Origin of the sequence: Streptomyces sp. NPDC007808, from assembly GCF_042868655.1 — a bacterium.
In the GTDB taxonomy this organism is placed as follows: domain Bacteria; phylum Actinomycetota; class Actinomycetes; order Streptomycetales; family Streptomycetaceae; genus Streptomyces.
The window spans coordinates 339,032-357,874 of sequence record NZ_JBIAEQ010000011.1 but is presented as its reverse complement, the minus strand read 5'-3'; the positions used below and the strand labels follow the sequence as shown (position 1 = coordinate 357,874).

Sequence of the window (18,843 nt, the reverse complement as noted above, 5' to 3'; positions counted from 1 at the left end):
ACCGTCCGGCCGTTCGCTGTCGTGCGACACACGGCAGCGGCTCGCCGGGCCGCCTCCAGTCGAAGGTCACCGTGGATTTTGGGCGAGAGGTGCCGTCCGTACGGGCGAGGTCTGCAGCAGAGCATCCACCCTCAGGCTCACCAGCGGCAGCAAACGACCTCCATCACTTCGTCGACGAAGATTCGTCGCTCGTTCATTTAGTGGCGGAGTGATCGTTTCTGCGACATTACTACTCACCAGTTGGACGGAAGGAGTTGGCTCAAGGACCCCTGACCGTCCGCTGCCAGGAGCCCTACGGTCCCTGTGACCAGTCGGCGGCGCTCAACAAGTCATCGTCAGCCCTCCCTTGTTGAAGGAGTACCTGTGGAACGTCGCAACTTCCTGCGCGGTGCCGTGTTCGGCACCTCGGCCGCGGTCTTCGGTGGCACCCTCATGCACGGCGCCGCCTACGCGGCCCCGGCCCAGAACGGCACCAGCCCGTACGGCGGTCTGCTGGCCGCCGACGCCAACGGCATCCAGCTACCGTCCGGCTTCACCAGCAGGGTCATCGCGCGCTCCAGCCAGACCGTGTCCGGCACCTCCTACACCTGGCACAACGCCCCCGACGGCGGCGCCTGCTTCGCGGACGGCACTGGCTGGATCTACGTCTCCAACTCGGAGATCTCCACGGGAGGAGGGGCGAGCGCCGTCAAGTTCAACTCCTCCGGCTCCATCACCGGCGCCTACCGCATCCTGTCCAACACCCGCAACAACTGCGCGGGCGGTGCCACCCCGTGGAACACCTGGCTGTCCTGCGAGGAAGTCAGCCGTGGCTACGTCTACGAGACCGACCCGTGGGGCGTGAAGGCCGCCGTCCGACGCAGCGCGATGGGCCAGTTCAAGCATGAGGCGGCCGCCGCCGACCCGGTACGCAAGGTCATCTACCTGACCGAGGACGAGTCGGACGGCTGCTTCTACCGGTTCATCCCCACCACCTGGGGCGACCTGTCCTCCGGCACCCTCCAGGTGCTGAAGGCGGGCACCGCCACCTCCGGCTCCTTCACCTGGGCGAACGTGCCCGACCCCGACGGCTCCCCCACCTACACCCGCGACCAGGTCTCCGGTGCCAAGATCTTCAACGGCGGCGAAGGCTGCCACTACGCCGGCGACACCGTCTGGTTCACCACCAAGGGCGACAACCGCCTCTGGCAGCTCAACCTGCTCAACAGCACCTACGAACTGGCCTACGACGACAACCTCGTCACCAACGGCACCGCTCCGCTGACCGGCGTCGACAACGTCACCGGATCCTCCTCCGGCGACCTGTTCGTCGCCGAGGACGGCGGCAACATGGAGATCTGCATCATCACCCCCGACGACATCGTCGCCCCCTTCCTGCGCATCACCGGCCAGTCCAGCTCGGAGATCTGCGGCCCGGCCTTCTCCCCCGACGGCCGACGGCTGTACTTCTCCAGCCAGCGCGGCACGACCGGCAGCTCCTCCGGCGGCATCACCTACGAGGTCACCGGACCGTTCCGCACCACCACCTGATCGCACACAGGTGACGGTTGGGGCGGCACCCAAAGCACCGCCCCAACCGTCGAACGACCCGTCACCGGCGACATCCGCCCGCGGTATACGAAGCCCGATGCGGCAAGTCCCGTACTTCCCCTACCGGCGGCTGCGTACAAGCAGACAGAGGAAGTACGGGGTGCCGACTTACGGCGTCATGAGGCCCGCGCCGAGCCGGCCAATACGATGACGGTGCGGCCCACGAGGTCGGCGGTGCAAACGAGGGCGGCGTCGTGGAGGACCGCGATCGGCGGGACCCGAGCATGCTGTCGGCCCTCGAGGGGCTCGGGCCGCATGGAGTGCCACAAGGCCCCCGAAGCCGATCGTGCCGGCGGCGGCCACGGCGGTGGGCTGAGGAGGACGGCGTTCGCGCCGGCCTGAAGGGCGCTGTCTTTGCCGCTGGCGGTCACGGCGATCGGCGCCGCCGCGGTTCAGGCCCCGCCGGTCTTGGTCTTCCCCGACCTGCATGACGGAGCTGCCCGCCACGCTCCTGCTGCGCGCGACCGGCGTGGACATGCGCGCCACCGCGCTGTGGACTCAGAGATCGGTCTCCGCGTGCAACGCCGCGTCACCCCACGCCGCCTTGCTGGTGCTCCTGGCGGCGGTACCGAGCTGGTGGCTGACGGCCCGCACCGGCTTTCTCGTGCCGGTGAGAGGCGGCTGAATGGCGGAGCCGCTCATCACCAGCGTGCACAAGTCCTTCGGCTCCCTGCACGCCCTGCGCGCGCGGTGGACCTCACGGTCCGCTCACGAACACTGATGGCTGTGCTCGGCCCCTCCGGCAGCGGCAAGACGACACTGCTGCGCTGCCTCGCCGGATTCGAAGCGCTGGACGCCGGGGAGGATCAGCACACCCGCAAACGGCTTCCAGTCCTGCCGGTGCTGGCCGACACCGTCGACCGCAGGCGACGCGCCGCAGCCGCACTGATTGCCGCCGCCGAGCACACCCGGCCCGGGCACCCAATCCCCGACACCGCCAGAGCCTTGCGCAAAGCCGTCACGTCCAAGGCCGCAGGGCAATGACCTGGGCCGAGGAGATCTCGACCGGACGGCGGCAAAAGGGCCGCTCCACCCGCGGCTTGTCCTTCGGCTTCGCGGCTCAAGCGGAATCCGCCAACACCCGCTATTGGTAGGCGGGTTCGGCATGGGCCTTGTAGATTTTCGGGTCGTAGATGTCGGGCTGGTCGACCCAGTCTTCAGGTTGTCCGTCACCAGTCGGCGAGGGACACCGCCGACTGGTGGCGGAAGGCCGCGACGTGTGCTTCCGTCCATGCAAGCTGATCCAAATGCAGCGCTGGGCGCACGAACATGCGCCGTGAGCTGGGCAGCACCATGACGAACGCCTAGACCCGGTGCCGTCGGCCCGTGCGCGGGGTGATCCACTGCCCCAGGAAGCCCCAGTCGATCTGGGCCTCGGACCCGGACTCGAACTCGTCCCGCAGCGCCGTGACCTGTGGCCTTGCCGCCCCCTCCGGCGGCGTGGCGTGCACCCAGCGGCGGAAGGAAGAGATCGACTCCTGGAGCTTGCGCTCGTTCCGCAGCTGCTGATGGATGGCTGAAACGGTCATCGTCCCCAGCAAGCTCTTGATGTACTCGCGGTGCTGGTCGATCTGCGGCCAGGTCACTTGCCGCAGCCGTCTGTCGGGCAGCCCCGGGAAACACTCCTTGATCAGTTTCGAACCAGTCGGCCTCGCTCATCGGCGGCCCGCCCGGGGTGTCCCGGATGCCTCCGCCGGGCCAGGTACTTCCGACCGTCTTGCGGTCCACGCCCAGCGACGCGGCCAACGCCCTCTCTTATCGCTCTCAGGTGGCCTGGTCGCCGCGGCCTGCCCGGCAGCCCGGGATTAGGCCGTCCAGAACCCGCTCCATGCCGGGCAGACCAGTCATAGGTTCATGCCATGACAACCGTTGACGACATGGACTACAAGTTTCGCACTGCCCGGCCTGAGGACACCGAGGCCATCGAGGCACTCGACGGGTCCTTCACCACCCACACCATCTTCCACGTGGCCATCACCGAGAATGGGTTCGCTCTCCAGGAGATCCCAGTGGACCCGCCCCTCCACAAGGTCTTCCCAGCCGAGAACACCGACGACGCCGATGCCCCCATGATCGAGGGAGACCCGAACCGCCGCACCTTCGTCGCTGTCGGCATCGACGGTAGTCTGGCAGGCTTCGCCACTGTCTCCTACGCTTCGTGGAACCGGCGGCTGGTCATCGAGGACATCGAAGTCGCTCCGGAACATCGAGGACAGGGCGTCGGCCGCGCTCTGATCGGCCACGCCGGCAAGTTCGCCCGTGAATCCGGTGCGGGGCACATCTGGCTGGAAGTCACCAACATCAACGCCCCGGCGATCCATGCGTACAAACGGATGGGATTCACCTTCTGCGGACTGGACACGACGCTCTACTACGGCACGCCCTCATCGGACGAACACGCCCTCTACATGAGCATGCCTTGCCCCTGAGCAGCCAGACAGCGCCTGGCAGCGGATGCCGGTACGTCCCCCGACGCTGCCAGGGCGCGTATCGAGTCGTGATCAAACTGTCCACTTCGCCCGCCGCCTGTGCGACTCGCGTGAGAGCATCCGTCCATGAGCAACGACCTGGAAGTGAGTGCTCTGGCAATCAACGTCACGATCCCGCAGGCGCTCCGCTGGACGGACACTCGACGTGGTGAAGAGTTCCAACTGACCACACTCAACGTCCGACTCCTCCCGGACGGTCACCTCGCCGCGAAAGCTTATGGTCGACCAGTCGGCGGTGGTCGGGGCGCATATGTCTCGTTTCCGGTCCCCGACGAACCAGAACTGGCGGCTCTGGTTGTCGACGCGGCCAGCCGCGCCGGGACGTTGTGGGCCGCCCATCGCGGTCTCGGCTGAGCCTGGTTCGGCTCGAGGGCAGACGGTGGCAGTTCCGGACTCCGCTTTCGCGGCGGGGTCTGGTCCGGTAGATCTTCTTTGTGTGACGCGAGTGCAACTGACGGACGCAGAGTGGGAGTTTGTCGGGCCGTATCTGCCGATCGGCGAGTACGGCCCGTACCCCGAGCGGCTCTGGCAGCAGTTCGAGGGTGTGATCTGGCGGTTCATGACCGGCGGGCAGTGGCGGGAGATGCCGGAGGAGCTCGGCGCCTGGTCGACCGTGCACAACCGCTTCCGGCAGTGGCGTGACGCCGGCGTCTTCGAGGCCCTGCTGGAGGGCCTGATCGCGAAAGCGGCGAAGCGGGGCGAGGTGGACCTGTCCCTGGTCAGCATCGACTCCACCACCGTGCGGGCAGACCAGTAAGGTTCATCTGGCCGCCGACTGCAGGTGCCGCCCGCTGGCGTTCGCGCTGACCGCGGGCCAGGCCGCGGACAGCCCGCAGTTCATCCCGGTGCTCAAGAAGTTACGGGTCCGCGGCCCCGCCGGCCGCCCCCGCACCCGGCCGGACGCAGTCGCCGGGGACAAGGCCTACTCATCCCGCGGCAACCGGGCCCACCTGCGTAAACGCGGCATCAAGGCAGTGATCCCGGAGAAGAAGGACCAGGCAGCCAACCGGAAGAAGAAGGTTCCGGGGGCGGTCGGCCCGTCAGCCACGACGCCGCCCTCTACAAGGAGAGGAACACCGTCGAGCGCCTGATCAACAAACTCAAGGCCTGGCGGGGCCATCGCCACCCGATACGACAAGACCCCGGACAGCTACCTCGCTGGCCTCCACCTACGAGCCTCGATGACCTGGATCAAAAACCTCACCCGGACCACCAGTTGATCACGACTCGATACGCGCCCTAGCTGTTTTGACCCGCAGGGTTGTTCACGCGGGTGATGGGTGACTGGCCGCCGAGTGCGGTGTGGCAGCAGTGGTGGTTGTAGGAGTGGAGGAAATCTGCCAGGGCTGTGCTGCGTTCGGTGTTGGTGGTGCAGGGCCGCTGGTGGGCCCATTCGTCGAGCCGGGTGGGTTGAAGCGTTCGACCTTGCCGTTGGTCCGACGTGGATGAGTTCGCCGGGCCGCTCACGCTCGTGGCGGCGGATGAACTGGCCAGTGTGCCGGTCCAGGAAGGCCAGAGCGTTCAGGCCGTGGCGGGTGAGGATGCGGTGCGCGGTGGAGGCGGGCAGGCCCCGGATCGGGCCGATACGTGCCGGGCCCAACTTGCGGTCCTGCCGAAGAGGGCTTGGGGACCCTGACCAGATGGCCCCCGCCCTCGTCCAGCCAGCGGCGAGGCCGAGTGTGGGAGCGCGCCTCTGCCAGGTGCCGGCGCTGACCGGAGCGAGGATGACGGTGGCGAACTGCTCGCAGGCGCCGAGGACTTCAAACGGAGCTTGCCCAGAGCATGAACGACGCCAGGCCGGACGCCGCTACGCAGTAAAAGGTGGCAGTCCTTTCGCATCTGGTGGCAGCCTGACCTGTCGCCGCCTCGCCGACTGGCCCCCACCGGAGACGGGCCGTCCCCGCTCGGTTTGCTGGACCGTGACTTACGCACCCCCGTGAGGTTAAGATCCCCCGCCGACCTGCGGGAACTCCCTAACGGGCGGCTTCCAGGAGGTGTGGGGTGGGGAGAACTGCGCGGTCGCTGAGCGGGCTGACCCGATGGACGTACGGGGTGCTCGCCGCGTACTCGCTGCTGACGGCGGCGGCCGGGGTGGCGGCATGGCACAAGTACCAAGTGCTGCACGCGCCGCCACTGCCGGCTCAGCCGGACGGCAGCGAGGCGCTGCCACTGCTCAACGCCGACATGTGGCTCGGAAATCTGAGGGGCTGGTGGAGCGGCGCCACCCTCGTGGCGGTGCTGGTCTTCAGCGTCTGGATGTCGCGCATGCGCGACCTCGCGGATCTGTCCTGGCCCGAGGGGCAGCGCCGCAGCCGCGCATGGTTGTTCTTCGGCTGGGTCGTTCCCGTTGCCAACGTTTTCGTGCTGAAGATGTTCGTCAACGACCTGTGGGCCGCCGCCCGGCCCGCGTCGCGGCGTGAGCGCGGCCACCCCCTGCTCACCTTCTGGTGGCTCTCCATCCTCGCCGCCGGCACCGCGGGCGCCAACGCCCTGTCCGCACTGAAGCACGCACACACCGCTGGCCAGACCAGCCAGGCGTTGCGGCAGGTCATGCAAAGCGACCTCCTGTACGTCTGCGCTGCCACCCTGTCCGCCGCCGTCGTCTGGCAGCTCAGCGGCATGCTGAAGAAGACCATTCGGGAGCCCCTAGAGTCGTAGGCACCTGGCCCCGTCAAAGATCGTTTGGATGCTGGGGCGTAGCTCGGTTCCCTCCAGCCCTCCGCGGGATCGCCACCGGATACAAATCACCGCCTTCGAGGGGCCCGCAACGGCATCGCGGGCCCCTCCCCCATGGGAGGACCATGCCTGCGAGCCTGCGGAAATTGGAGGGACGAGAGCCGTCGAGTGCTGGTAGAGCAGCCGGACGTGCTCCGAGGACGACCCGGCCCAAGCGACAACGTCGAAGCCCCCTGCCGCGCCTACGAGCGAATCAAGGACCGAGGTCGCGCTGGAGGCCGCGGCATGGCCCGTGGTCCAGGCGCTCGCCGCCACGCAGCCCTGGCCGCCGCGGTGGCGGCCGCGCGTGCCGCCGTCGGGCATCGCGGCGCCTTCTTGAGCCCCAAAGGCCACCTCCGCCCGCCACCAGGAGACCCTCCATCAGGGTTGAAGCCCTCACCGCCCGCCCGGCCTCGGTGTGCCGCTTCACGCACGACGGGTCCTCGATCCCGAGCTGCGCGGCCGCGTGGCCGACCACCGGCCACGGCACAGCGAGCGGGTTTTCCAGGAACAGCCCGATCTACCGGACTGTGCACATCTGGAAGACGAATCCGAGGTGGTGGTGCTTTGCACGGCGCAGCGCGATCAGGTCCCGGTCGACATCGTCCAGGAAGAAGAACCGCTCCAGCTCGGGCCCCGTCGGCTCCTCGGCGAACTTCCCGCACGACTCGGCCTGCCCCATCAATCGGGTCCCGCAGGTCCGACCGGGCTTGATCAGGCGCGTTCACGGCCGCCCGGGGCTTCCTGACAGAGGACATCGGCCCAGTGGCCCGGCGCTCGCGGGCAGCGTCCGGCGTGATGCCGAACGGCTCGGCGACCTGTGCCCACGTCGCGCCCGCTGTCGTTACCGCCGGGCACGGCTGGCGTTGGGTAGATCATGAAACTGAATCACCCGTACCGACGCCTGCTGCGCCCCTTGTTCGCGGCCGCCGTGACTGCGGTGACCCTCGTGGGGAACATGCCGTCAGCGCACGCCGTTCCGAGCGTCAGCCTTGCCTACGGGGCCCCGGAGCTCTCCGACGACGGGAGCACCGCTACCTGGACGTGGTCGCTGACCAACGGCGAGGAGCCCGTCGGTCACGTCGTCGTGACCCACTCTCTGGAGCCCCGGACACTCCGGATCGTCAAAGTCTCAGCACCCTGCACGCCGACGGGTGACACCCTCAAGTGCGCCTACGGCACTCTGATGCCCGGCGAGGGCCGCACCGGCTCGATTGTGGCCGAGGTTCCCGCAGACACGACCGGTTCCGTGAAGCTCGACGGCAGGGTTGCTTACGTGGCCCACTCGGCGACGTAGGCGCGATTTCTGGTCAGATGCTCGGATGCGCTGCAGAGGCCGTCACCTGGCTGCGGGCAGCAGCTCCTCGTCCTCCTCGCCGTCGCCGAACTGCTCGAATGAGCAGCGGTGCGCCGAGGACTGGTGCGGTGAGCTTGGGTGGGTGGCTTACAGGGTGCGTATGGCGGCCGTCAGGCCAGCCGGGGTGCGGGCTGGCCGCCGCGGCCGGGGGCGGTGGTGACCCACGGTTCCTGCATGGCTGTGGCCTTGGGACTGGTGGGCTCGCACGTTGCGGTGTCGCGTATTCGCGAGCTGATGGACCCGCCGGACACGGTGAGTGATCGCTTGACCATCGTGGCGGCCACGAGAGATCACCAGAGCCAGCGGTCGAGGAACTCGGCCCAGATGAATCCGATGTAGCCGCTGAAGGCAGGTGGATCGATCTTTTTGAGTGCGTCAGCGAGCATGCCGAGCTCGGCCAGGGCTTCGTCCTCGCGGTCATCCGGATCGCTGAGGATCTCGGACTCGCTGACGTGCAGGCCGTAGTGGTGCAGGGTCCGCAGCCACAGGTCGACGGAGGAGTTGGCGAACCACGCTTCGCCTTGTGGAAGGACGTAGTAGACCGTGCCTGTCTCTGGTTCGACGCCGAACGACCATGCCATGCCAGGCACGAGGTCGCCATGATGATTCTGAGTGAGCCGGTACAGCGACCTACCGTCTGACGTCTGGAGTGCTGGAGCCGCCTCCACCTGGAACGATACGTACTCGATCAACTGATCAACGATGGGGATCCCGACACCAACCAGTAGTGCCTTCTGATCCTCGGGGATCTGCCAGCCCGACACGACTGCCGGGTCTGCCCTTGTAACGTTTTCGGTGCCGGCCCAGGCGGTGAGCTCGCCGAACGTCGTCATGTGAGAGTCCTTCCGGGACTGGCTGAGATGCGGACCCTATCGAGCAGGGCTGACAGGCACGTAGCCCCATCGGGAACGACGCATTCCTCAGTGGTCGCCAGGGGCGTATCGGCTCCAGGTTCCGCCAGCGTCGATGACCGGGCGGGTGACGGTCACGACCCGGCGAGGAAGCGGGAGTCGGGGCAACGGCCCCGCCCTGACGACCTCGTGCACGGTTGGCCGTGGCATGTCGAGGGTTGGGGTGCAGAGGGTGTTCACGCTTGAAGCTGCGGGAGAGAGTGGCGGTCTGTTGGTGTGCGAGCAGTCCCGCGACGGCTTGGACGATGTCGCTCACGTGCTCACGACGGCCAAGGTGGCGGGCGAGGGCGCGCCAGTTCTTCAGGTGCGCGATGCCGTGCTCGACGCGAATGCGTCGTGAAGAGTGCGCCTGGCGCAGTTCCTGACTTCGCTGCGGGCATCGGCATACCACGGCTCGAAGATGGTCTTGAAGTGAAGGTCGTCCCAGTTGTCCCGGATGACGAGCGCTTGCCCCAGCTGCAGGGAAGCGGACCGGGCGCGAACGGGCAGGACGGTGGCCTGCGCCGTTCCTCCGGAGGACGCCTCGGCCCGCAGCCGAGCACGTCAGGGCAAAGGCCGTTCACCGACCTGCAGGAGCAGCTTGCCCCCGCCGCCGGCGCTGGGGGGGCAGTGGCCGGCCTGCAGGCGTCAGGTGGTGGTGGGCCAGGTCCGCAGCAGAGTGGCGATCTTCCCCGCGGTGCAGGCGGGGTCAAGGAGCAGGTCCTTCAGGGCGATGGCGTCCTCGCGGACGGGCTTGACGGAGATGCCGGCGGCTTCGAGGTACATGACGCCGGACGCGGCGGCTACGGCCATGTTGGAGCGCTCCAGCCAGCGGCATCGGCCCAGTGTGTGCACCAGGGCGGCGGCTTTGGCGTAGGGGCCGTCGTAGACGGGCTGCTCGAAGAGTTGGGCCCGGTGGCGGGCGACCGCCGAGACGGGAACGCCGTAGTCGTCGGGGGCCGGATCATCCGCCCCGGCGGCCTCGGCGACCTGCAGGATCCAGGGAACGTCGATGTGCAGGTCCATCAGGCCGCGCGTGCTCCCCGAGCCGTCTGCTGGGCGTCCTCGGCGTCGTCGAAGACCGCCTGGTGTTCGGCTAGGAAGCGGGCGGCCGCGTCCACCGCTCGGGCGCGTAGGCCGCTGGCATCGTCCTGCACCAGCCTGGCGAGGTAGTCCCCGATGCTCAGTCCCAGGTCGGCGGCGCGTTTCTTCGCGAGTTCCGCCACGTCCTCATCCACGCGCGCGCCCAGCTGTGTCTTCGCCATACCGGCATGGTAACAGCCGTTACCAGGATGGGGGGCGGCGGAAGCAGGAACGGCGGACTCGTCTGTTCCCGGCGACACCAGGCTGGACGGGGCGGGTGTCGCACGGGACTCGTCCGTTCCCAGCGACACCCTGCCGGACGGGGCGGGTGGGCGGCACCCGCTTGGCCGCTGCGGTCCCCTCTGTGGCCGCACAGGTCAGTTCGCGCGGGTACGTCGGCTTCGTAGGTTCCTCGCAACACCTGACACCAGGGAAAGGGAGGCGGACCGGTGCGCGAGAACCAGGACGACACGTGCGTGATCGGGGCGGGGCCCGCGGGGCTGGCGGTCGCGAGGGCGCTGGCGGAGCGGGACCTGCCGTACACCCACATCGAGCGCCACAGCGGGCCGGGCGGGCTGTGGGACATCGACAACCCGGGCAGTCCGATGTACGAGTCGGCCCACTTCATATCCAGCAGGACCCTCTCCGGCTTCGGCGGCTATCCCATGCCGGACCACTTCGCGGACTATCCGCCGCACCGGCAGATCCTGTCCTATCTGACGTCGTTCGCTCAGGCGTACGGGCTGACGGAGCGGATCGAGTTCGGTACCGAGGTCCGAAGTGTGGCGAAGAACCCGGACGGCACCTGGACGGTCACCCGCGCCGACGGGCGGGCGAGCCGGCACCGGCAGGTCGTCGTGTGCACGGGCGCACAGTGGCACCCCAACGTCCCCGAACTGCCCGGTGACTTCACCGGCGAGGTCCGCCACACCGTGACCTACCGCAGCAGCGACGAACTGCGCGGCAAGCGCGTACTGGTCGTAGGCGCGGGGAACTCCGGGCTGGACATCGCCTGCGACGCGGCCCGCTCCGCCGACCGCGCGGCGATCAGCATGCGGCGCGGCTACTGGTTCATTCCCAAGCACCTGTTCGGCCGTCCGGTGGACACCATCGCCGCGGGCGGACCGCACCTGCCGATGTGGCTGCAGCAGAAGCTGTTCGGCGCTCTCCTGCGGATCATCAACGGCGATCCACGCCGACTCGGACTGCAAAAGCCCGACCACGAACTGTTCGAGACCCACCCGGCCATCAACTCGATGCTGCTCCACCACCTGCAGCACGGGGACATCGCGGCCAAGCCCGCAATCGCCCGTACCGAGGGCAGCACGGTGCACTTCACCGACGGCACCAGCGAGGACTTCGACCTGATCCTGCTGGCCACCGGGTACCTCCACAAAGTCCCCTGCGCGCAGGAGTACTTCGGCGACGAACAGCATCCGAACCTGTACCTGTCGGCGTTCTCCCGGGAGCACGAGGGCCTGTTCGGTGTCGGCTTCGTCGAGACGAACTCCGGCGCCTACCAACTCTTCGACGCCCAGGCGCAGTTGATCGCCTCCTTCATCCGGGACGCCGAAGCCGGGTTGCCGACCGCCGAAAGGTTCGCCCGCATGATCCGCGACGACCGCCCGGACCTCTCCGGCGGCCTCAGGTTCGTCGACTCACCCCGCCACACCGGGTACGTGCACAGCGACGCCTTCGTGAAGTACCTCGGCAAGGTCGCCGCGTCGTTGGGCTGGCGCACCGAGGGCCGGCCGCCCCGGGGCACGTCCGTGCGCCGCGAGGCGGTGGCGTCGTGACGTACGACTTCCGTGACAAGGTCATCGTGGTGACGGGCGGCGCCGGAGGCATCGGCAGTGCCCTGTGCCACCGGTTCGCGACGGGCGGTGCCCGCCTCGTCGTGGTCGACATCGACGAGGCGCGGGCGGAGCGGACCGCCGCCGGCCTCCCCGGCGGCGGGCACCTCGGGCTGGGCTGCGACCTGCTGGACCGCGCCGCCGTTGAGGAGATGGCGGACGCCGTCACCGCCGCCCACGGCCGCATCGACGTCCTGGTCAACAACGTCGGCATGACCAGCTCCGAACGCTTCGACGTGCGCAGCGTCGAGAGCATCGAGCAGGAGATCCGCCTCAACCTGGTGTCGCCCCTGGTCACCACGCGGATCGCGGTCCCGCTGCTCAAGGCGTCCAGCGATCCCCGGGTGGTCACCACCGTGTCCCTCGGCGGGATCTTCCCCCTCGGCGAGACCCCCATCTACACCGCGTCCAAGTTCGGGCTGCGCGGCGCGATGCTCGCCATCGGGCTGGACCTGCTGGGCAAGGGAATCAAGGCCGGCTCGGTGCTGCCGTCGGCGACGGACACCAGGATGCTGCGCCAGGAGGCGGTGGACGGCGGGAACTCGATGCAGTTCCAGGATGCGCCGCAGCAGCCGGCCGACGTCGTCAGGGCGGTGATGAGCCTGCTGGACAAGCCCCGCCTCGAGTCCTACGTCCGCTCCGGCGAGTCCCGTCTGGTGCGGGCCGCGATGCTGGCGCCGAACCTGCTGCCGAGACTCTTCCCGCTGTTCCGCAAGCGCGGTGAGCGCGGGATGGCCCGGTACCTGGAGGACCTGCGCCGCAGGGGGCTGGCGCGTCAGGTGGGCGGGCGTTGGGAACTGGTGGAGGAAGCATGAGCGGGGAGAAGCTGCGCGTCGTCAACCCGGCGACGGGCGAGCCGATCGCCACGGTAGCGGCCGCGAGCGCGGCCGGCGTGGCCGAGGCGTCCGAGCGGGCGCACCGGGTGTTCCGAAGCGGCGTGTGGTCGGGGCGGTCGCCGCGGGAGCGCGCCGCGGTCCTGCTGCGCCTGGCCGACCTGATGGAACGCGACGCCGAGTTGCTGGCACGGCTGGACAGCGAGGACGCGGGCAAACCGATCACGGAGTGCCGGTCGGGCGACGTCCCCGGGGCCGTCGAGTCGATCCGATGGTTCGCGGAAGCCGCCGACAAGGTCTTCGGGCGCGTCGCGCCCACCGGTCAGGACAGTCTGGGGCTGGTGATCAAGGAACCGGTCGGCGTGGCCGCCGCGATCCTGCCCTGGAACTATCCGCTGGCCATGGCGGCCTGGAAGGTGGGGCCGGCCCTCGCGGCGGGCAACAGTCTGCTGCTCAAGCCCGCCGAGGCGACCCCGCGCTCCGCCCTGCACCTGGCCGAGCTGGCCGCACGGGCCGGCCTGCCGGACGGCGTGCTCACCGTGCTGCCCGGGTACGGACGCGTCACCGGTACGGCACTGGCCCGCGACCCGCTGGTGCGCGCGCTGTCCTTCACCGGCTCCACGGCCACCGGACGCCGCGTCCTCGCCGACGCGGCGGAGACCAACTTCAAGCGGGTCTCCCTGGAGATGGGGGGCAAGAGCCCCCAGATCCTGCTGCCGGACGCGCTCGGCTTCGGCGACGAGCTGATCGACGACATGATCGAGGCCGCCTTCTTGACGATGGGGCAGAACTGCACGGCGGGCTCTCGCGTCCTGGTCCATCACAGCATCGCCGACGAGGTGCTGGACCGGTTCACGGCCGCGGCGAAGGGCCTGGTCGTCGGTGATCCGGCCGACGCGGGTACGCAGGTGGGGCCGCTCATCAGCCGGGCCGCCTTCGACCGGGTCTCGGCGGCGGTGAACGCGGCCCGCTCCGCCGGGGCCCGGATCCACACCGGCGGCCTGCCGCACGGGCTGCCGTCCCGCGGCGCCTACTACCCGCCCACCGTGATCAGCGGGGCCCCGCCGGGCAGCGACGTGCTCACCAAGGAGCTGTTCGGCCCCGTCGTCGCCGTCCAGGCCTTCGCCTCGCAGGAGGAGGCGATACACCTGGCCAACGCCACCGAGTACGGGCTCGCCGCCTCGGTGTGGACCCGGGACCTGGACGCGGCGCTTCGGCTGGCGCGCGGCGTCGAGGCCGGCGTGGTCTCCGTCAACGCCTACAGCGAAGGTGACATCACGACCCCCTTCGGCGGCTGGAAGCAGTCCGGCTTCGGAGGGGTGGAGAAGTCCACCGACGCATTCGCCCAGTGGACCGGCCAGAAGACGGTCTGGATCCGCACCCGTTGACCGGACAAGGGCGCCCGGCTCAGCTGCCTGCGCGCCCTTCCGACTCCCTGCTTTCCCCGCTCTCCCCACGCAACCGGGCTGGGCCCATGCCGTGCCATCGGTGCACCGCCCGGCGCAGGGCACGCACGTCGGAGAAACCCGCCTGGCGGGCGATGTCACGCAGCGTCAACTCCGAGCGCAGCAGCAGCTGTTCGACCCTTTCACGCCGCACCCCGTCGACGACCGCCTCGTATGTCGTGCCGCACTCGGCGAGACGGCGGCGCAGGGTGCGTTCGCTGGAGGAGTGCCGGCGGGCCTGCTCGACGAAGGACGGCACGTCCGGCAGGCTCTGCGCGATCGAGATCTCCAAGACCTCCAGCAGCTCCTGCTGGTCACGGCGCGACGTCAGCTGGTGCTCCAGCAGTTCCATGACGGCCGCGTACGTGACGGGATCACGGCCCGGCATCGGCCGGCGGACCCAGGCCGTGGGGAACACCAGGCGGTTGTCCGCGGCGGCGAAGCGCACCGGGCAACGGAACAGATCCGTGAACACGCCCGGGTCCCGTGGGGCCGGGAACGTGAACTCGACGCCGCGCGGCACGAACTCCTCTCCGGAACTCAGGCGGGTGAGGGTGACGACGCTGGCCAACGCCTCCTCCGCGAGGAAGACCGCGACAGCCGGATCGAGGGCGGGGTCGGGCAGCGTGGCCCGCAGCACATACCCGGGCTCCTCCTGCCGGGCCGACCAGAGCACCATGGCACCGGACAGGTTCTGGAACCGCACGCCGGTCTCGACGGCGTCGCGCAGCGTGTCGGCGGCCAGCAGGGCGAAACCCGGCAGCCCCCACGCGGTGAGGTGCTGAGCCGCGCCCACGCGAAGGCCCAGATGCGCGTCGCCGGTGAGTTCCACCGCACGCCGGATGACGGCGCTGCCCTGCCGGTAGGAGACCCGCAGCGTCGCCGAGCGCATCACGCGTTGGTCCAGTCCGACGTCCGTGAGCAGGGGCGGGAGGTCGAGCCCATAGTCGTCGGCGACCATCGCGAGGTAGCGCAGGATGTTCGGCGCGATGGTGGCGGAGGTGCTGCGGCTGGTTCCGGGCGAGGGCGTCGGGGCGTGCGTGCCGGGCATGCGGTTCCTTGCGACAAGAGTGGGACGTGACCTACGCAAGAGCGTCGGGGACGGGGAACGCCGTCCGACCTCTTGGCTCCCTTCACTGTGCGGCTGCGTCCGCGCGGAAGCATGCAGGATGGCAGACCTCATCAGCCCTCACCGACTCCCGTTGGGAGGGGGAGAACGGCCACCGAGCCGGCCCCGGCGCCCGGCGGCGGTGAGGCCGTGCCGCACAGGGGACGTCAACGGGCTCGCAGCACGTCGAGCGCGGTGGGGGCCACGTTGCTGAGCCGTCGTTCGGTGTACTCCTGGATCCGGGTTTCCTGCCTGAGGGCGTACAGCAGGCGGCGCAGGCCGATGTCGGACAGCTCGTGGAAGGAGCGGCCACGGGTTAGCGGCTGGGCGGGCGGCGGGGCCTCGGCGACGCGGGCCGCCTCGCGGAAGGACGGGCGGTGTCGGAGAGGTCCGCGCCCTCCGAGCCGACGCTCACGACCGCTTGCGTGGCCAGTCTCAGCGCGGTGCCGCACAGGCGCTCCACGATCGGGCGCCACGGCTGGGAGGGGCGTAGGGCCAGCAGGATGCCGAGGCGGTCGGGGGTCGGCGCGCCGACGATGGCCGGGACGCCCGCTGTCCCGCGGCCGGAATCGACCCGCGACGGCGACGCGGTCATCGCCTGCCTGACCCTGCCCTGGAACTCCGGAGTCGTCGAAGGCCACGTCAACCGGATCAAGATGCTCAAGCGTCAGAAGTTCGGACGCGCCGGCTTCCAGCTTCTACGCAAACGGGTCCTGCGCACCTCGTAGTCATGTTGTCAGTCCCTGATGCGAGGATCCGGGTGACCTTACGCAAAGGGAGATCAACATGGGTACCTGGGATACCGGTCCCTTCGACAACGACACAGCCGCGGACTTCGCCAACGCTCTCGACGACGCCGAGCCCGAGGCTCGTGAAGCCCTGATCCGAGGCGTCCTCATCCGGACGATCGACGCCACCGGCTATCTCACGGAAGCCGAAGAGGCGGTGGCCGCCGCTGCACTCATCGCAGCGCAATGCCCGGGAAGCGAACCCGTCGACATGTCCTACGGTCCGGAAACACCTATGCCCGTGTTCCCTGCCGACCTACGGGCCCTCGCCGACGAAGCCCTCGCCCGCATCGCCAGCGACGAGGAAGGGCCAGCTTCACACTGGGTCGACCCGGAGGACCGGAAACAGTGGCTAGCCATGCTCACCCGCCTTCGCGCAGTGCTTGCCCCGCCACCTCCTTCCCTCGCTCTCTTCGATGTCCAGCCATGACGGAGAGTCACTCGGCACGAAAGCTGAGCCAGAACCACCAGAAGTGAACGAAGCCAGCCCCCGTCCCGTCTCGTGGCCATGGTGCTCACGGGCCGCTGTCGCACGTAGCTGCGGCCGCCACAGGTCAGGTCAGGCCCGGCCCGGCCCAGGGCTCTCGCACGTCGATGGGTCCACGCCGGTGAGAGCCGCCCCCCTTCGAGCGCTCTCCCCCAGTCCCGCATGGCGTGGGCTCGTGGCCACGAAACGGGGCCGACCACAGCCGGCAGGGCCGGTGCATCGTCGGCACCACCCCGCACCCGCCGCGCCCGCCCGGGACCGCGAAGGGGGGGTCCACAGCACAGCACTCCGGTCGGCCGCACCCGAACGGGGCTGCCACCACTGCGCCGTCGTTTGCGCTTTGCGGGCGCCGGCCGCCCGGCGGCGCGCTCATCGCCCCCCGGCCCGCCGGTGGTGTACTCATCGCCCCCGGGCCGCCCGCCCCGAAGCCCCGCCGGCCGCGACCGGCAGGCGCACCGATTCAGGCAGCGCGCAGGGTTTCGGGCCGTGGTGCGAGGTGTCGTACGGCGTGGCGGCGCGCCGGGGTCGCCGACAGAACCAGATAACGCACCTTGCTCGCGTCCAGGCCCATCACGCAGGCGGCGGCCGTACTGCTGTAGCCGAGCCGGCAGTGCAGGACCAGCGCGTCGTACTGCTGCGCGGGGCAGCTGTCGAGCACGCCGGGCACCGGAACCGCGGCCCGGACACGCGCGCGCAGCACGGTCCAGGCCTTGCCCGACGGGTTGAGGTTGCTGACGATGTCGCACCAGCCGACCGCGAGTTCGCCGAGCACCCCGCAGACCAGTCGGTGCGCCTGCTGCGGCGGCAGATGAGCGCGCGCGTAGTCGAGGTAGCTGTCGCGGTTGAGGACGCAGAACGCCTCGAAGGCAGGCGGCAGCGCCGGGTCGAGGCCGGTCGGTTCACGCCGCACGGCATGGCTGATTCGCGGGCGAACGAGGCACGTGGGAGCGGTGGGAGTACGGACTGGCTGGCGTGTGGTGTGCATGATCATCCGATCACCTCGGTGACGGGGCCGCCCGCGGATGACAGCGGGGCGGCCACAGCGGCACATGCGGCATTCCAGAGGGGTCGAAGCGGCTGGGCTTCGGCGTCGAGGGCGTGCGCGAGTTCCTCCACGTCTTCCCAGGACGGCACGGCGGTGCCGTGGAACATGCCGGTGATGGCATGCGCTGTCAGACGGGTGTGCTCGCCGAGCTCGTCGGCAGGTGGCCGGGCAGCGGCCAGGTGCAGTCCGCGCAGGGCCGCCGGCAGACTCTGACGCTGGACCGGCAGGTGGGCGCGGGCCGCCTCCCACAGGGGCCGGACCTCTGCCGGATCCCCCTCGCAGGCGAGCGTGAACAGCCGCGCGACCTTCCAGGACGGGCATCGTTCGCCGCTGAGGACCCGTGAGACGTAGGAGGCGGACACTCCGGTGTCGTCCGCCAGTTCGCGCCGGGTCTTGCCGCTGACGTGCTGCAGGTGCGCCAGAGCGCGAGTGAGCACGGCGGCAGGGCCTGCCCGGTGACGGGCGGGGTCTCTGGCCCGGGACGGAGTCACGTCCGCTGCGCCATCGGGCGTTCGGCGGTGCCCGGGTATACGGGCGGCCGAGACCGTACGAGGCGCAAGGGTGGGCGGTGAGGCGGCCTGGCGCGGCAGACGGACGCGGGTCCGGGTGCGCAGCGGGCGGCTCTCGATACGGCGACGCACGGCGTCGGCGGAGAGCTTGCGGGTGATCTGTTCCGAGGGCAGACCCAGGCACTGGGCGATGTCGGCGTTCTTCTGCCGCTGGTCGCGTGCCTGCTGGATCAGGGCGGCCTTGAGGTCTTCCAGGTCACCCTCCACGAGACGCAGCAGCGTCAGGGCGGACAGGGGCTGGCGGTCCCGGGTCAACTGCAGCATGTGCGCGACCACTCGGGCCAGGTCATCGGCGACCTGGGCGGCGAACGCGTCATGGGCGAGCGTGTCGGGGGTGGGCGACTTCTCGCGGGCCCTGCGGTACGCGCGTCCGCAGGCGTCGCTGCAGTAGTTGCGCGGACGCCCCGAACCGGCGCTGCGGCCTATCGGATTACCGCAGCCGGGGTTGAGGCAGTAGACGGGACCGGGGTCTTTGGGTGTCATGACAGGGGCATCCCTTCCAAGAAGTGCTGCTGGGAACCGCGACGTACGGAAATGGGCAGATTCGGCAGATGCCGTCCACCGCCTGCTTCTCCCCGATCCGCACCCGCG

Annotated in this window: 21 protein-coding genes and 4 pseudogenes; 14 read left to right on the top strand and 11 right to left on the bottom strand. The window is 69.5% G+C overall.

Translation table 11 applies throughout. The annotated features are described in order from the left end of the window. Positions 1-363 precede the first annotated feature (363 nt). A complete protein-coding gene (locus ACFYNL_RS36555; protein WP_388811626.1) occupies positions 364-1,530 on the top strand; it encodes an alkaline phosphatase PhoX in 1,167 nt (388 codons plus the stop codon). Positions 1,531-1,698: 168 nt separating this feature from the next. On the opposite strand, the pseudogene ACFYNL_RS36550 reads toward ACFYNL_RS36555, so the two are convergent. Next, a pseudogene (locus ACFYNL_RS36550) lies at positions 1,699-1,899 on the bottom strand (iron chelate uptake ABC transporter family permease subunit); the annotation flags it as partial. Positions 1,900-2,017: 118 nt separating this feature from the next. On the opposite strand from ACFYNL_RS36550, the gene ACFYNL_RS36545 reads away from it, so the two are divergent. After that, complete coding sequence (locus ACFYNL_RS36545) at positions 2,018-2,215, top strand: hypothetical protein (RefSeq protein ID WP_388811624.1); 198 nt, start codon at positions 2,018-2,020, stop codon at positions 2,213-2,215. Between the two features lie 101 nt (positions 2,216-2,316). Next, on the top strand, positions 2,317-2,574 hold the full coding sequence (locus tag ACFYNL_RS36540) for an ATP-binding cassette domain-containing protein (RefSeq protein ID WP_388811621.1): 258 nt from the start codon (positions 2,317-2,319) through the stop codon (positions 2,572-2,574). Positions 2,575-2,894: 320 nt separating this feature from the next. On the opposite strand, the gene ACFYNL_RS36535 is transcribed toward ACFYNL_RS36540, so the two are convergent. After that, positions 2,895-3,176, bottom strand: coding sequence for a hypothetical protein (locus ACFYNL_RS36535; RefSeq protein WP_388811618.1), 282 nt, complete (start codon positions 3,174-3,176; stop codon positions 2,895-2,897). A gap of 273 nt (positions 3,177-3,449) precedes the next feature. Here ACFYNL_RS36535 and ACFYNL_RS36530 point away from each other — a divergent pair, with 273 nt between their 5' ends. The 3 genes and pseudogenes from ACFYNL_RS36530 to ACFYNL_RS36520 all read left to right on the top strand — a co-directional run bounded on the left by ACFYNL_RS36530 (position 3,450) and on the right by ACFYNL_RS36520 (position 5,299). Further along, positions 3,450-4,019 carry a GNAT family N-acetyltransferase gene (locus ACFYNL_RS36530; protein WP_388811617.1) on the top strand — a complete coding sequence of 190 codons (570 nt, stop codon included), beginning with the start codon at positions 3,450-3,452 and terminating at the stop codon, positions 4,017-4,019. A 126-nt stretch (positions 4,020-4,145) separates the two neighbouring features. Continuing rightward, positions 4,146-4,433 carry a hypothetical protein gene (locus ACFYNL_RS36525; protein WP_388811614.1) on the top strand — a complete coding sequence of 96 codons (288 nt, stop codon included), beginning with the start codon at positions 4,146-4,148 and terminating at the stop codon, positions 4,431-4,433. A gap of 82 nt (positions 4,434-4,515) precedes the next feature. Next, a pseudogene (locus ACFYNL_RS36520) lies at positions 4,516-5,299 on the top strand (IS5 family transposase). A gap of 19 nt (positions 5,300-5,318) precedes the next feature. Here ACFYNL_RS36520 and ACFYNL_RS36515 read toward each other — a convergent pair. Next, a pseudogene (locus ACFYNL_RS36515) lies at positions 5,319-5,697 on the bottom strand (integrase core domain-containing protein); the annotation flags it as partial. A gap of 383 nt (positions 5,698-6,080) precedes the next feature. Here ACFYNL_RS36515 and ACFYNL_RS36510 point away from each other — a divergent pair. Next, positions 6,081-6,737 (top strand): DUF4328 domain-containing protein, encoded by a 657-nt coding sequence (locus ACFYNL_RS36510; RefSeq protein ID WP_388811611.1) that lies wholly within the window; start codon positions 6,081-6,083, stop codon positions 6,735-6,737. A 469-nt stretch (positions 6,738-7,206) separates the two neighbouring features. Here the strand turns inward: ACFYNL_RS36510 and ACFYNL_RS36505 are convergent. Continuing rightward, positions 7,207-7,476: pseudogene (locus tag ACFYNL_RS36505) on the bottom strand (DUF4158 domain-containing protein); the annotation flags it as partial. 234 nt (positions 7,477-7,710) lie between these two features. On the opposite strand from ACFYNL_RS36505, the gene ACFYNL_RS36500 reads away from it, so the two are divergent. Next, positions 7,711-8,091 carry a hypothetical protein gene (locus ACFYNL_RS36500; protein WP_388811608.1) on the top strand — a complete coding sequence of 127 codons (381 nt, stop codon included), beginning with the start codon at positions 7,711-7,713 and terminating at the stop codon, positions 8,089-8,091. A gap of 350 nt (positions 8,092-8,441) precedes the next feature. Here the strand turns inward: ACFYNL_RS36500 and ACFYNL_RS36495 are convergent, their stop codons facing one another. Further along, entirely contained in the window at positions 8,442-8,984 is a 543-nt protein-coding gene (locus tag ACFYNL_RS36495; protein WP_388811606.1) for an SUKH-4 family immunity protein, read from the bottom strand. Positions 8,985-9,234: 250 nt separating this feature from the next. Between ACFYNL_RS36495 and ACFYNL_RS36490 the strand changes: the two genes are divergently transcribed. Beyond that, positions 9,235-9,402: a hypothetical protein gene (locus tag ACFYNL_RS36490; protein WP_388811603.1), complete on the top strand. Its 168-nt coding sequence runs from the start codon at positions 9,235-9,237 to the stop codon at positions 9,400-9,402. A gap of 287 nt (positions 9,403-9,689) precedes the next feature. On the opposite strand, the gene ACFYNL_RS36485 is transcribed toward ACFYNL_RS36490, so the two are convergent. Next, the gene (locus ACFYNL_RS36485) at positions 9,690-10,067 is read right to left on the bottom strand and encodes a fic family toxin-antitoxin system, toxin component (RefSeq protein WP_388811600.1); all 378 of its coding nucleotides are present in this window, start codon (positions 10,065-10,067) and stop codon (positions 9,690-9,692) included. Further along, positions 10,067-10,306, bottom strand: a complete 240-nt coding sequence (locus ACFYNL_RS36480; RefSeq protein WP_388811597.1) for a hypothetical protein — start codon at positions 10,304-10,306, stop codon at positions 10,067-10,069. The genes ACFYNL_RS36485 and ACFYNL_RS36480 overlap by 1 nt, the downstream gene beginning before the upstream one ends. A gap of 267 nt (positions 10,307-10,573) precedes the next feature. Here ACFYNL_RS36480 and ACFYNL_RS36475 point away from each other — a divergent pair, with 267 nt between their 5' ends. From ACFYNL_RS36475 to ACFYNL_RS36465, 3 genes are read left to right on the top strand one after another with little or no spacing between them, the layout of a single operon-like run. Beyond that, on the top strand, positions 10,574-11,920 hold the full coding sequence (locus ACFYNL_RS36475; RefSeq protein WP_388811594.1) for a flavin-containing monooxygenase: 1,347 nt from the start codon (positions 10,574-10,576) through the stop codon (positions 11,918-11,920). Then, a complete protein-coding gene (locus tag ACFYNL_RS36470) occupies positions 11,917-12,792 on the top strand; it encodes an SDR family NAD(P)-dependent oxidoreductase (protein WP_388811593.1) in 876 nt (291 codons plus the stop codon). The genes ACFYNL_RS36475 and ACFYNL_RS36470 overlap by 4 nt, the downstream gene beginning before the upstream one ends. Continuing rightward, positions 12,789-14,198, top strand: coding sequence for an aldehyde dehydrogenase family protein (locus ACFYNL_RS36465; protein ID WP_388811590.1), 1,410 nt, complete (start codon positions 12,789-12,791; stop codon positions 14,196-14,198). The genes ACFYNL_RS36470 and ACFYNL_RS36465 overlap by 4 nt, the downstream gene beginning before the upstream one ends. 19 nt (positions 14,199-14,217) lie before the next feature. Here ACFYNL_RS36465 and ACFYNL_RS36460 read toward each other — a convergent pair whose 3' ends face one another. Both ACFYNL_RS36460 and ACFYNL_RS36455 read right to left on the bottom strand, forming a co-directional pair. Next, complete coding sequence (locus ACFYNL_RS36460; RefSeq protein WP_388811587.1) at positions 14,218-15,306, bottom strand: AraC family transcriptional regulator; 1,089 nt, start codon at positions 15,304-15,306, stop codon at positions 14,218-14,220. A gap of 224 nt (positions 15,307-15,530) precedes the next feature. After that, positions 15,531-15,815 (bottom strand): hypothetical protein, encoded by a 285-nt coding sequence (locus ACFYNL_RS36455; protein ID WP_388811584.1) that lies wholly within the window; start codon positions 15,813-15,815, stop codon positions 15,531-15,533. Positions 15,816-15,866: 51 nt separating this feature from the next. Between ACFYNL_RS36455 and ACFYNL_RS36450 the strand changes: the two genes are divergently transcribed. Both ACFYNL_RS36450 and ACFYNL_RS36445 read left to right on the top strand, forming a co-directional pair. Then, the gene (locus ACFYNL_RS36450) at positions 15,867-16,091 is read left to right on the top strand and encodes a hypothetical protein (RefSeq protein ID WP_388811723.1); all 225 of its coding nucleotides are present in this window, start codon (positions 15,867-15,869) and stop codon (positions 16,089-16,091) included. Between the two features lie 58 nt (positions 16,092-16,149). Further along, positions 16,150-16,581: a DUF4259 domain-containing protein gene (locus ACFYNL_RS36445; RefSeq protein WP_388811581.1), complete on the top strand. Its 432-nt coding sequence runs from the start codon at positions 16,150-16,152 to the stop codon at positions 16,579-16,581. Between the two features lie 517 nt (positions 16,582-17,098). Here ACFYNL_RS36445 and ACFYNL_RS36440 read toward each other — a convergent pair. Next, on the bottom strand, positions 17,099-17,548 hold the full coding sequence (locus tag ACFYNL_RS36440) for a hypothetical protein (RefSeq protein WP_388811578.1): 450 nt from the start codon (positions 17,546-17,548) through the stop codon (positions 17,099-17,101). A 77-nt stretch (positions 17,549-17,625) separates the two neighbouring features. After that, positions 17,626-18,735, bottom strand: a complete 1,110-nt coding sequence (locus ACFYNL_RS36435) for a helix-turn-helix domain-containing protein (RefSeq protein ID WP_388811575.1) — start codon at positions 18,733-18,735, stop codon at positions 17,626-17,628. Positions 18,736-18,843 lie beyond the last annotated feature (108 nt).